The sequence below is a fragment of the Sphingobacterium sp. SYP-B4668 genome (assembly GCF_027627455.1).
Lineage (GTDB): Bacteria > Bacteroidota > Bacteroidia > Sphingobacteriales > Sphingobacteriaceae > Sphingobacterium.
In genome coordinates, this window is the sequence record NZ_CP115483.1 from 983,904 (window position 1) to 997,010 (window position 13,107).

Here is a 13,107-nt window from a genome sequence, read left to right on the forward strand (position 1 = left end):
TTTAAAAATCGAAGTATTTCATATAATTGTCTAAGTCCTTGTCTCCTCGGCCCGATAGGCATACCACTACGGTCTCTCCACCTTTGAAATTCATTTTTTCAAGATGGGCCAAAGCATGTGAACTTTCGATAGCGGGTATGATACCTTCTAGACGAGTCAGTTGAAGTCCCGCTTCCATTGCTTCTTGATCTGTGGCACTCACGTATTGTCCTCGGCCGCTTTTGAACAACCACGCATGCTGCGGGCCAATACCGGGGTAGTCAAGCCCTGCTGAAATTGAATAGGGTTCTACGACTTGCCCGTCTTCGGTTTGCATTAAAATCGATCTACTGCCATGTAGCACGCCCTCTTTGCCCAATACTGTTGTCGCAGCACTTTCTCCAGAGTGAACTCCTAGCCCAGCGGCCTCAATAGCAATAAGTTGTACCTCTTCTTCATCTAGATAGTGATAAAACATGCCTGCGGCATTCGACCCACCTCCAACACAGGCAAGGACAAAGTCGGGATTCTCTTTGCCAGTTTTGCTTAACAATTGTTTTTTTGTTTCTTCGGATATTATGGATTGAAATCTGGCTACCATGTCTGGATAAGGGTGCGGGCCTACCACAGATCCGATGATGTAATGTGTATCTACAGGATTGTTGATCCAATCCCTCAATGCCTCGTTGGTTGCATCTTTTAGTGTTCGACTTCCTGATTTTGCCGCCACCACCTCTGCCCCCATCATCTTCATACGTGCTACGTTAGGTGCTTGGCGAGCAATGTCGACTTCGCCCATATATACTACGCATTCTAAACCTTTTAACGCACAGACCGTTGCCGTAGCCACGCCATGTTGACCAGCACCAGTTTCAGCAATAATACGTTTTTTACCCAATCGTTCCGCTAGCAAAATCTGTCCGATTGTATTGTTGATTTTGTGTGCGCCTGTGTGGTTTAAATCCTCTCTTTTTAAATAAATATTTGCACCATACTTTGCCGAGAGACGCTTCGCAAGATAAAGCGGTGAAGGTCTCCCAACATAATCCGTTAGCAATTGCTGATATTCTTCTTGAAAGTCCGCTTCTTGGATGATGCGGAGATAATCTTGACGTAGTTCTTCTACATTTGGGTAAAGCATCTCTGGAATATAGGCTCCACCAAATGGTCCGTAATACCCTTTTTGGTTAACTTGATATTTGCTCATGTTGAATTGTTTTCACTACTTTTTTTAATAATTCTATATCTTTTAATCCGGGTGCGGATTCGAATTTAGAGTTTAGGTCCACCGCATAAAGCCTCGGGTCACTGCTCTGTAGGGCCCCATGAATGTTATGTGGTCCAATGCCGCCACTCAAGAAATAGGGAACCTGAAGGTTGTAATTCTCTAAAATACGCCAATCAAATGTCGTTCCCGTTCCGCCATGCTGATTGCTTTTGGTATCGAAGAGGAAGTAATCTACAAAGGGTACATAGGCTGGTAAAATAGACCAATCAAATTCGGAGTCTATGCCAAATGCCTTGATTACTGTTACCCCTGAGTCCCTTACCTTTCTGCATAAATCTAGCGTTTCATTTCCATGCAATTGTATCACCTGAAGTTCAAATGCCTTTATTTTTTCTTGAATAATCCGAAAGTCGCTATTGACAAATACACCCACGCGTTGGATAGCTGGTGTGAGAGGTATGTCTAGCGGTGCAAGTTTATCGACGAAGCGCTTTGACCCTTCGAAAAAGATGAAACCCATATAGTCAATATTCAATAGACCCAGTGCCTGAATATTGGATGGATCTTTCATCCCACAAACTTTGATTTTAATGGATTTCATTGGCTTATCAGTTTTTTGAATGCATTTAAGGCTTTCAATCCCAATAGGGATTCTTCGGCTTCATAATAGCAATCGGCAAATGACTTCTCTGGATTGAATGTATTGATGGCAAATGCCGCATTGCTGAGCACCACACTGTTTTGGATGTCATCTCCTTCACCTCTGAGTATTGTCGAGAATATTTTTCCAGCTTCCTCTACCGTATGGCCACCACTGATAGACGCTGGATCAATATTTTCGAAGCCCAGGTTTTGAGGGGTGTAGTAATGTTCGCCTTGGTTATTGATGACTTTAAAATCGCCAGTCAAGGATATCTCGTCGTAGCCGTCCAAAGCATGTAATATAGCGTACTGCTTGTCTGTATTTTGATATAAATAGCCATAAAGACGTGCTAATTCCAGACTGAATACCCCTACGGATTGATACTTTGGGTTTGCAGGGTTTGTGAGGGGGCCCAACATGTTGAAGAATGTTTTAACGCCCAATGCTTTCCGGATTGGAGCTACCGTCCTCATTGCAGGATGAAAGAATGGCGCGTGAAGAAAACAAATATTCGCTTCATCCAGTTGCCGTTTGATCAAGTCCTCATCATTCGTAAAAGTATATCCTAAGTACTCCATGACATTTGAAGAGCCGCACCCCGATGATACCCCGATATTACCATGTTTGGCTACTTGATATCCGGCTCCAGCTACTACGAAGGAAGCTAGGGTAGATATATTGAATGTGTTTTTACCATCTCCTCCCGTTCCGCACAGGTCAACGAGCTTGTAGTCTTTCAAATCTATTTTCTTACACAAGTCATACATCGCATCTCGAAAGCCAGCTAGTTCTTCAACACGTATGCTCCTCATTCCGTAAGCCGTCATGAAAGCAGCCACTTGGTGACTGTCATATTTTCCTTCCGTGATGTGAGTCAGAATATCATACGCCTCCTTCCGAGTGAAAGCTTTGTATTCGAATAAATGTGCTAATATTTCTTTCATGGTTTATTAAAATAAAAAAGGCTCGCCAAAAAAGGCAAGCCCACTATTCTTTGATATGTAAATAATTCAAGCAATAGATAGTTGCCACAACATTAGCTGTTGTGCCACCACCACTCTGTATTTACATGCTTTAATTTCATTTTTATTATCAATATCACAAATATGATGCATTCTTTCTAAAAAAACAACTTTTTTTAAAAGAATATGGTGATTGATGATTCCATCATCCATTAAATATGGTCAATACACCCTTTTATGCCCTACATGAATTTAATAGGTAACGAAATGGGCGACTTTGTTGCCTTTGGAAACAAGGGTGAACGAAGCTATTTTGCCATCTTCCAAATATATAGCAACAACTTGGCGGTTTTTGTATTTTAGAAAATACATGTTATTTGTATCCAATCCCTCAGGATCTATATCCCGTGTTTCCTTTTTGGGGATTTGAGTCCAATTAAGATATTGGATTTCTTTCGTATTCTTATTCTGTATGTTCAGCCTTACTTCATCCAAGCTAGCAATGAGATAGTCGAGATAATCATCATCGACCTCTTGTTTGATGGTAACATATTGGCTAAGCAATACATCTGTCGCAATACTATCTACGGACAGATCGTGTACAAATCGTTTTAGATAAGGGATGTCACTATTATTGGATTGACCAAATGATAATAATGGAGCAATCATCAGAGCGAAGAGAAAGGTGTAGATATGCTTTAGTAGTATTGTCATATATTTATTTGACTCTTCGTCTTTGGAATGGATTAATATAACTTAAATGTCAAACGCCCTAATCGAAATTAAGGCGTTCAGCATTTTTTAGTATTCATCTTCGTTAAAAAAGAAATCATCTTTTGTCGGATAATCCGGCCAGATCTCTTCAATATTCTCATAAGGCTCGCCGTCGTCCTCTAAGGCTTGGAGATTCTCTATAACTTCTACGGGGGCTCCTGAACGAATAGCATAGTCTATTAATTCATCTTTAGTTGCTGGCCATGGGGCGTCTTCAAGGTGCGAAGCTAATTCTAATGTCCAATACATATCTAATAATTTAAAATTTCGGATTTCCGCAAAAGTAATATTTAATTTGACTTATCCAAGTCTTTCGATTGTAATTTGTTGTTTTTCGAGTAACAAACTTGTTATTTGTGTATTGAGCGATGAAATTGGATAATTATTAATTGCTAAATGTCACATTTTTTCAAAATCGTCTCCTCTTTCTTTCAGTGCAGACATTCGTGGTGAGACCGATTTTACATCGGTATTTGGATAATCATCTTCGATTAAACCATCTCGCATTCTGACGATGCGATGTGCATGTTGAGCTATATCCTCTTCGTGCGTAACAAGTATAATCGTATTGCCTTTAGAGTGGATGTCTTCTAAGAGCCCCATAATTTCAATAGACGTCTTGGTGTCCAGATTACCGGTAGGCTCATCCGCTAGTATAATCGACGGGTCGTTGATCAATGCACGTGCAACGGCTACACGTTGCCGCTGTCCACCGGACAACTCGTTAGGCTTGTGGTCGGTACGGTGCTCCAATCCTACGCTGGTGAGTGTCGCCAGTGCTTTCTCGTCCCTTACTTTTTTGGACTTGCCGGCGTATATCAACGGAAGCGCTACATTCTCTAATGCAGTAGATTTAGGCAATAGATTGAATGTTTGGAATACGAATCCAATTTCTTTATTCCTGACTTCCGCAAGCTCGTCATCCGACATCTGGCTTACATTGATACCGTTGAGAATGTAGTCACCTTTTGAAGGAGTGTCCAAACATCCCAATATGTTCATTAACGTAGATTTGCCAGAGCCTGAAGGACCCATCAACGCAACAAATTCTCCTTTGTTGATATGTAGAGAAACTGATTTGAGCGCATGTATAGTCTCAGATCCTATAATATATTTTCTGCCGATATCTGTTATTTCAATCAGTGGATGCTCCGCCATTTGTTCTGTAATTATTGGTCAAAAGTTACGATATTTTATTTGTTTCCCAATGGGTTTTCATTTTTTCGTAAATCAGCAATTGCAGTTCACCTGAATTCTCATCCGTGTATCCATCTGTAGAAATGGGGGCGAGGATTGTAGATTGGACTATACCCGGCCGCGAGCCGAATGTAAGTCCACTGTCCCAAAGAACGTCCCAGGCATTATGGATAATAATAGGGATGATGGGGATATTATTTTGTATAGCCATCCTAAAAGGACCTGACTTGAATTCGTGAAGTTGTGGCGGGTAACCATCATCTATTTTACCTTCAGGAAACACAACTACAGATCGTCCAGCAACGAGCAATTCGTTCGCTCTTTTGAACGCCTTGAAGGCTGATATCCTGCTTTTTCGGTCCACAGTAATGTCAATACTTTTGAAGAAGATGCGCGTTACTGGATTTTTTAGAAGCTCTACCTTACCTAGAAAAGAAAAGGGTTGCTTACAAAGATGGGTAATGGCGGTAATATCCAAAATTGAGGTGTGATTGGCACATAGCACATACGGTTGGGACCAATCGATAGGCACTTCATGACGGACTTGAAAGCGTATTCCTACCGTATAAGCCCCTAAAATGCTAATCCATTTTCGACAAAAGGCAATCTGATTATAATATTTCTCAGGCCGTTTACACAGAAATAATAGGAAAGGGAAAAATATAATGAAAAATAGAAACACGGATGTCAAATAGCATATCCGATGGATTTTTCTGAATATCCTGATCATAGACATAGTAATGTAGACGGAAACTTAATTCTATAGAAAGTCAAGGTCCTGGGCAAGAGATAGCACGAGCTGAAATTTTGCCAGGACCTCACCTAGGACTATTTACTTAGTTCCGCATAATACTTATGGAACAACGGAATCGTCGAAATTCCCATGAGATAGTTCTCAATACCATATTTCTCATTTGGTGAGTGAAGATTATCACTGTCCAATCCAAATCCCAACAATACAGTTTTTATCCCCAACACATCTTCAAATAATGCAACGATAGGGATAGAGCCACCACCTCTAGTTGGGATAGGTTTAATGCCAAATGTCTCTTCCAGCGCTTTTTCAGCCGCTTGATAGGCCGCGCTGTCCGTTGGAGTTACTACGGGCTCTCCTCCATGATGAGGTTTGACCTCAACTTTAACGTATGCTGGAGCTATCGACTCAAAGTGTTTTTTGAACAAGTTTGTGATTCTTTCGGAGTTTTGATTAGGAACTAATCGCATCGAGATTTTTGCAAAGGCTTTTGATGGAAGCACGGTTTTGGCACCTTCCCCAATATATCCACCCCAGATACCGTTTACCTCCAATGTCGGCCGGATTCCGGTGCGTTCGATAGTCGTGAATCCTTTTTCACCCCACACTTCCGCTATGCCCAAATCTTTTTTATATTCTTCGATTTCAAAAGGAGCTTGATTTAAGGCTTTACGTTCTTCCTCGGATAGCTCAACGACATCATCATAGAATCCTGGGATTGCAATATGATTGTTTTCGTCATGTAGCGAAGCAATCAGTTTGGATAAGATTGTAGCCGGATTGCCAACAGCTCCTCCATATACCCCAGAATGAAGGTCTCTGTTAGGGCCTGTGACCTCAACTTCTACATAGGAAAGACCTCTAAGGCCAGTTTCTAAAGAAGGTTGTTGCATGCTGATCATGGAGGTGTCAGAAATAACAATGACATCAGCAGCTAGCTTATCCTTGTTTTCTTTGACGAAAGTACCCAGATTTTTTGAACCAACCTCTTCCTCACCTTCAATCATAAACTTGATATTACAAGGCAAAGTATTATTCTTCATCATGTATTCAAATGCTTTGACATGCATGTAAAACTGGCCCTTATCATCTGCAGATCCCCTTGCATATATTTTACCATCTCTTACAGTTGGTTCGAACGGAGGGGTATCCCAAAGTTCATATGGATCTGCTGGCTGCACATCATAGTGGCCATATGTCAATACTGTAGGTAAAGATGGGTCAATGATTTTCTCGCCATATACAATAGGGTAACCTGCAGTGGGACATACTTCCACATTGTCAGCGCCCGCTTCGCGCAATTTCTGAGCTACAAATTCAGCCGTTTTTTCGATATCCCCTTTAAATTTAGGGTCTGCACTCACAGAGGGAAGTCTAAGCAAATCAAACAACTCATCTAAAAAGCGTTGTTTGTTTGCCTCCACATATTCTTTGATATTTTGCATAGTATGAATGTATTTGCACCAAAATTACATAAAACTATTTTGTTAATGAAGATCCACGGGGTGGATTATACCTGTCCAAAAAAAGATTTATTTTTTTATGGAAAGCGAATCTAAGATACATCTAAGACTAAGTGAGGGAGTCGTGTATATATGCTTTATGTTAAATTTTAGTTAACCTATAATTTAGAATTTATAATAACCTTATATTTGCTCGTGATATTAACCCTTGTGATAATTTAAACCTTAATCATATACTATGAGGCGATTTTTATTCGCGTTTTCAGTCCTATTATTATGTTCCGTGCCAAGCAATTCACTATTCGCCCAAAAGAAGTTTTCTGGAGTGGTGCAAGATGAAAAAGATAAGCTAAAGCTGGAAAACGCTACAATCATGCTCCTACAGGCGAGTGATTCTATAGTGGTCGATTTTGCTAGGTCCGACAAAGATGGGAGATTTTCCATCCAACTCCCTGACACCGGTACCTATTTGATTATCTCCAGTTATCCTAAGTATGGAGATTTTTACAGCGTTATTGATACCAAAAATGATTATTCCACTTTCAATATTGAAATGAGTACAAAGGCTCAGTTGTTGGAAGAAGCGATCGTCATTGGACGAATCCCTATTGTGGTAAAAGGAGATACCACCGAATACGATGCCGGAAGCTTTACCGTCGAAAAAAATGCTAAAGTAGAAGATTTGCTCAAAGTACTCCCTGGTATATCGGTAGATGCATCGGGTAAGATTACGGCGCAAGGAAAGACCGTAGAAAAGGTTTTGGTAGATGGGGAAGAGTTCTTTGGTAACGACCCAAAGCTTGTCACACGGAATATCCGCTCTGATATGGTAGACAAAGTACAGGTATATGACAAAAAATCTGAAGATGCCGAACGAACAGGAGTCGATGATGGACAAAAGGTAAAAACCATTAATGTCAAACTGAAAGAAGATAAAAAGAATGGGATTTTTGGAAAGGCTTTGGCAGGCGGAGGGACAGACGATTATTACATGGGACAGCTGATGTTCAATAAATTTAAAGGGTCTCAAAAAATAGCTGCTTTTGGTCTTTTTGGCAACAATGCAAGTACCAGTCTGTCATGGCAAGATTATGAAAAATACGGGGAGAGTGACAACGTATCCTACTCTGATGATGGCGGACAGATGTATTCCTTCGGTGGGGGCGGTGACGATTTTTCGGGAGAGGGAGTCATTGGACGACCTAAGGCTATTAACTCCGGGCTCATGTTCTCTGATAAGACCAAGGATGGAAAACATAAGCTAAATCTTAGCTATAAATATGGTAAGATTGAACATGATGGGACCGAGTCCACCTTTAGTCAGAACAACTTGCAAGATGGGGTACAGTACACAAATGCCAATAGGGATATAGCTGCAGATAAAGACAGGCAAAAATTTAACCTTAAATATGATCTGCAATTTGACTCCTTGACGAGTTTAATGATTACAGGAAATGCTTCACGGGACAATATTTGGAACAGTATGTCCAATAATTCTACGACGTTAGATCGAAACTTAGATTCGCTCAATACCAGTAGATCCATTGATATTAGCGATCGTAAGGTCGAAAGTCTCAACGCAAGGGCATTGTTCACACGAAAGTTTCTAAAGAAGGGAAGGTCCATCACACTTGGGCTTAGCATCAATAACAACGAAAGCGATGGGGTAGGTACATTGTATTCCAATACGACAATATTCGAGAATAACCCCCTAAAGAGCCCAATCATTGTGGATCAACAGAAAAAGAATGAACAGCAATCCACCACAAAAGGAGGTAGTCTTTCCTATACCGAACCCCTAACGAGCGAATTGAACTTGACATTGAATTATAGCTTGACACGAAATGATAATTCCTCATTGTCGAAATCTTTCAATAAGAATGAAGGCACAGGAGATTATGATATCTTGGATCCCATCTTTAGTAATGACTACGATTTTAATAGAACGAGCAATGGTTATCGAGTAGCGTTGAACCTAAACAATGATAAAATTTGGGCCAATCTCACCAATAATTTAAACAACGATCGGTTGCACCAACAGAACAACTCGAACTCGGATAAGTTGACGCGTTCATTTTTGACATACAATCCTTCATTGTCGATGTCCTATAAATTGAGTAGTGCCTCCAATATCTATTTTAACTACAGCGGGCGGAATCAATTACCTTCGCTTAGTCAAATACAACCTTTGCGAAATAATCAAGACCCTATAAACGAGTATCTCGGTAATGAAAATCTTAAGCCTTCGTTTACCAATAGCTTCAATGTCAATTATAATTCATCAAAGTTGCTCACAGGGTCTTATAGATATATAGGGGGATATTTTCAATTTAATAAGAACGCATTGATTCAAAATATAGATAGTGAGAATGGACTTAACAAGTTTAAATGGGACAATTTGAAGGACCATACCAATTTTTCGTGGAACGTGTGGGGAGGGTATTCGTTTAAACTGAGCAAAAAACTCAACATTTCTAACGGACCTCGGGTTTCGATAAATAGTAACAAAAACTTTAATACGGTTAATGAAGATCTCAATGAGATCAACAGCACAAATTATACTTTTGGATACAATTTTTCAAGGAGCACTACTAAGGGGCTTGATTTCAATTTGATGTTCTCCCCAGGATATCAGCAGATGACATCGAGTTTACAACCCGATCAACGTAATAATGGCTTTATCTTCAATAGTAACGGGTCTGTTTCGTACTATCTACCGACAAAAATTAAATTCTATGTGGATTACAATTATGTGTACCAAGCGGGGACAGATGCAATGCCCGATAATTTCGAGCAATTTTTGGTGCATCCGGGTATTAGTAAGAAATTCCTGAAAAACGAATCCCTAGCACTCGATTTTGTGGTTAATGACCTTTTCAATAAAAATACGGGATTCAGTAGGTCCGTTAGCAATACTTTCTTTACCGAAAGAAGGTCGGATACCATCCGAAGGTACTATATGCTAAAGGTATCTTGGGATTTTACTAAAATGTTTGTTAATTAAGAAAGTGTCCAGTCATGCAGATAATTAAGATTTCCATTCTCATACTTTTTGTACTGATTACCAAACTTAGTTTTGGACAGTATACGTTGTTCCCTAAGACAGGGACTATTACATACGACAAGACCATTTATCTTCAGAATATGCTGACCAAACAGCTCTATGCCAAATCCGAGGGAATGACGCGTCAATGGTATGATCAGTTGAAGGACAAATTGCCGGGAAGCGTCGTACAGAAGAAGTCGCTTAAGTTTGACAAAGATCAGTATGTCTTTGAAAATATCAAGACAGAGATAGATCCACAGGCTAAGTTTTTTATGGAAGCCCATGCAATTACTGGAGATGGTATTGTTCATGTTAATTTGACCAATAAGAAATACAGGCGGTTTCAGAGCTTTGCAGGAGACGATCTGGTCATTGAAGATTCTATATTGGGTGTTAAGTGGAAGATAACCGATGAGTATCGTGATATAGCAGGCTATGAATGTAGGCGAGCGAATGGCTTGACCCAAGATTCGTTGTATGTGATTGGATACTATACCAATGAAATTCCGATTAGTGGTGGGCCTGAATCTATCGGCGGTCTACCGGGCATGATAATGGGATTGGTAGTCCCGTACGACCATGTGTCGTACTTTGCTTCCAAGGTGGAATTTTCCAACACGGTGACCTATGACCTTTCTGTATTTGAAAAGAAGAAAAATAAATTCATGAAGCGTAATGAGGTCGAGACTCGATTTAGACAGATGCTAGAAAACTTTTTAGGAAAGGAGATGGTCGGATATCTTATTCAGTATTTTCTATTATAAGTAATAACAAAGAAATGGCGCCAACAGGCGCCATTTCTTTGTTATTACTTAAACTTGCTGGCGAGCGCAGCAAGCTTGGAGGCCATGTCCGTTTGCGGATTCTCGCGTTGTCGTGGATTGCCTGAAAATTCTTTTTTCTTGGTTTTAGGGACCATTTTTTCATCTGATTTCATGGTCAACCCTATCCTGTTTCTTTTTTCATCCACCTCTGTTACGGTTACATTTACCTTCTGTTGCACCTTTACGACTTCATGGGGGTCTGAAATAAATCTGTTGGCCAATTGGCTTAAGTGAACAAGACCGTCTTGATGGACACCTATGTCTACGAATGCTCCAAAATTGGTAATATTGGTCACGATACCTGGCAGTTTCATCCCGATTCTAAGGTCCGAAATACTATTCACACCGTCGGTGAAAGAGAATGTTTCAAATTGATCACGTGGATCTAGTCCCGGCTTTGCCAATTCGGATATGATATCCTTTAACGTCGGCAATCCTACTTCTTCTGAAACGTATTCTTTCAATGAAATGGATTTACGAAGATCTTCATTTTTCAATAAATCGGATACATTCTTACCAAGGTCACCTGCTATTTTCTCGACCAGCGGATAGCGCTCTGGATGCACCGCTGAGGCATCCAATGGATTTTCTGCATTCCGGATTCTTAAGAAACCCGCTGCTTGCTCAAATGCCTTATCTCCCAAACGAGGTACTTTTTTTAATTCTTTTCTCGATTTGAAAGGTCCGTTAGCAACCCTGTAATTGACAATCTGTTGGGCCAGTGAGGGGCCTAGACCGGATACGTATGACAAGATCTGCTTTGAAGCGGTGTTTAGTTCCACCCCTACGGCATTTACACAACTGATGACCGTATCATCCAATGCCGTTTGTAGTTTGTTTTGGTCGACATCGTGTTGATATTGTCCTACACCAATCGATTTAGGGTCAATCTTGACTAATTCGGCAAGTGGGTCCATGAGTCGTCTCCCTATCGACACTGCACCACGTACCGTCACGTCGTGGTCTGGAAATTCTTCACGCGCAGTATCGGATGCTGAATAGATGGAAGCACCACTTTCATTGACCATGACAAGGGTTACATTTTGTAGGCTCAACTTGCGGACAAATTCTTCTGTCTCACGCCCAGCAGTACCATTGCCAATAGCGATGGCTTCTATTTTGTGCTTCTCGACTAGATGCTGCACCGTTTTGGCAGCCTCAGCAGCTCCACCAGCCCCCGTATGAGGGAATATAGCCGTATTCTCCAAGAGCGTGCCTTGTTCATCGAGCACCACCGTCTTGCACCCTGTCCGGAACCCAGGGTCTATAGCTAATAACCTTTTTTGCCCTAGAGGTGCTGCCAATAACAACTGTCTAACATTGTCTGCAAATACCTTTATGGCTTCTTCATCAGCTTTTTGTCTGGTAACTACGCGTATCTCAGTCTCCATCGAAGGTTTGAGTAAGCGCTTGTATCCGTCTAACAGCGCTAGCCTTACTTGTGTGGCTGCTGGATTTGCAGCTTTAACGTAAAGTGAGTCGATAGCAGGTATTACATCTTCCTCCGAAATATCTATATCCAGGTATAGGAGTTCTTCTTTTTCTCCGCGACGCATAGCTAGGACACGATGTGAGGGGGCATCTTTCAAGGATTCTGACCATTCAAAGTAATCTTTGTATTTCTGTGCTGCTTCTTCTTTCCCAGGCACTACTCGAGATAGAAAACTACTTTTTTCCAAGAAAGCCTTACGAGTCTTAGCGCGTACAATTGCATCCTCCGCTATTGTTTCGGCAATGATATCTCTAGCACCAGCAAGTGCTTCTTCTATACTATTTACCCCTTTGGCTTCATCTATTAATGATGCCGCAAGCGATTCAAAATCATTACTTTCTTGTAAAAGAATAAGATCCGATAAGGGTTGAAGACCCTTCTCGCGCGCAATACTGGCACGAGTCCTACGCTTAGGTTTATAGGGGAGGTATATATCCTCCAAATTAGACATCGTCTCCGCAGAGAGAACCAGCTTCTCCAACTCTGCGGTTAATTTGCCTTGTTCGGTAATCGATTTTAGCACGGCTTCTTTACGTTTTTCCAAGTCCCTTAGTTGTTGGGCACGGTCGCGTATGGCCGTAATTTGAACCTCATCCAAACTGCCTGTCATCTCCTTACGGTAACGGGCTATAAAGGGTACCGTGGCTCCTTCATCTAATAATCCAAGGGTAGTGCGAACTTGTCTATCACTAATGGATAGCTCATTCGAAATGACGATTTCGTGTGACATAAACGAATATTGTAG

General features: G+C 40.9%; 12 protein-coding genes. 2 read left to right on the forward strand and 10 right to left on the reverse strand.

Going from position 1 to position 13,107, the window contains the following annotated elements; genetic code table 11:
* Position 1: 1 nt before the first annotated feature.
* From trpB to OQ289_RS04265, 9 genes are all read right to left on the reverse strand, one after another.
* Positions 2-1,186, reverse strand: coding sequence for a tryptophan synthase subunit beta (gene trpB / locus OQ289_RS04225; protein ID WP_033564805.1), 1,185 nt, complete (start codon positions 1,184-1,186; stop codon positions 2-4).
* Complete coding sequence (locus tag OQ289_RS04230; protein WP_270089548.1) at positions 1,167-1,808, reverse strand: phosphoribosylanthranilate isomerase; 642 nt, start codon at positions 1,806-1,808, stop codon at positions 1,167-1,169. Before OQ289_RS04230 ends, trpB begins: the two co-directional genes overlap by 20 nt.
* Positions 1,805-2,794, reverse strand: coding sequence for an anthranilate phosphoribosyltransferase (trpD, locus tag OQ289_RS04235; RefSeq protein ID WP_270089549.1), 990 nt, complete (start codon positions 2,792-2,794; stop codon positions 1,805-1,807). The genes OQ289_RS04230 and trpD overlap by 4 nt, the downstream gene beginning before the upstream one ends.
* 66 nt (positions 2,795-2,860) lie before the next feature.
* Complete coding sequence (locus OQ289_RS04240; RefSeq protein WP_156142805.1) at positions 2,861-3,025, reverse strand: hypothetical protein; 165 nt, start codon at positions 3,023-3,025, stop codon at positions 2,861-2,863.
* 39 nt (positions 3,026-3,064) lie between these two features.
* Positions 3,065-3,526 carry a hypothetical protein gene (locus OQ289_RS04245; protein ID WP_033564808.1) on the reverse strand — a complete coding sequence of 154 codons (462 nt, stop codon included), beginning with the start codon at positions 3,524-3,526 and terminating at the stop codon, positions 3,065-3,067.
* 87 nt (positions 3,527-3,613) lie between these two features.
* Complete coding sequence (locus OQ289_RS04250; protein ID WP_002996718.1) at positions 3,614-3,835, reverse strand: DUF2795 domain-containing protein; 222 nt, start codon at positions 3,833-3,835, stop codon at positions 3,614-3,616.
* 150 nt (positions 3,836-3,985) lie between these two features.
* Positions 3,986-4,744 carry an ABC transporter ATP-binding protein gene (locus tag OQ289_RS04255; protein WP_033564809.1) on the reverse strand — a complete coding sequence of 253 codons (759 nt, stop codon included), beginning with the start codon at positions 4,742-4,744 and terminating at the stop codon, positions 3,986-3,988.
* A 25-nt stretch (positions 4,745-4,769) separates the two neighbouring features.
* Positions 4,770-5,513 (reverse strand): lysophospholipid acyltransferase family protein, encoded by a 744-nt coding sequence (locus tag OQ289_RS04260; RefSeq protein ID WP_270089550.1) that lies wholly within the window; start codon positions 5,511-5,513, stop codon positions 4,770-4,772.
* Positions 5,514-5,611: 98 nt separating this feature from the next.
* The gene (locus tag OQ289_RS04265; RefSeq protein ID WP_270089551.1) at positions 5,612-6,982 is read right to left on the reverse strand and encodes a dipeptidase; all 1,371 of its coding nucleotides are present in this window, start codon (positions 6,980-6,982) and stop codon (positions 5,612-5,614) included.
* Between the two features lie 256 nt (positions 6,983-7,238).
* On the opposite strand from OQ289_RS04265, the gene OQ289_RS04270 reads away from it, so the two are divergent.
* Both OQ289_RS04270 and OQ289_RS04275 read left to right on the forward strand, forming a co-directional pair.
* Complete coding sequence (locus OQ289_RS04270; protein WP_270089552.1) at positions 7,239-10,004, forward strand: outer membrane beta-barrel protein; 2,766 nt, start codon at positions 7,239-7,241, stop codon at positions 10,002-10,004.
* 14 nt (positions 10,005-10,018) lie between these two features.
* Complete coding sequence (locus tag OQ289_RS04275; RefSeq protein WP_270089553.1) at positions 10,019-10,810, forward strand: GLPGLI family protein; 792 nt, start codon at positions 10,019-10,021, stop codon at positions 10,808-10,810.
* Between the two features lie 44 nt (positions 10,811-10,854).
* Here OQ289_RS04275 and OQ289_RS04280 read toward each other — a convergent pair whose 3' ends face one another.
* Positions 10,855-13,092, reverse strand: coding sequence for a Tex family protein (locus tag OQ289_RS04280; protein ID WP_270089554.1), 2,238 nt, complete (start codon positions 13,090-13,092; stop codon positions 10,855-10,857).
* Positions 13,093-13,107 lie beyond the last annotated feature (15 nt).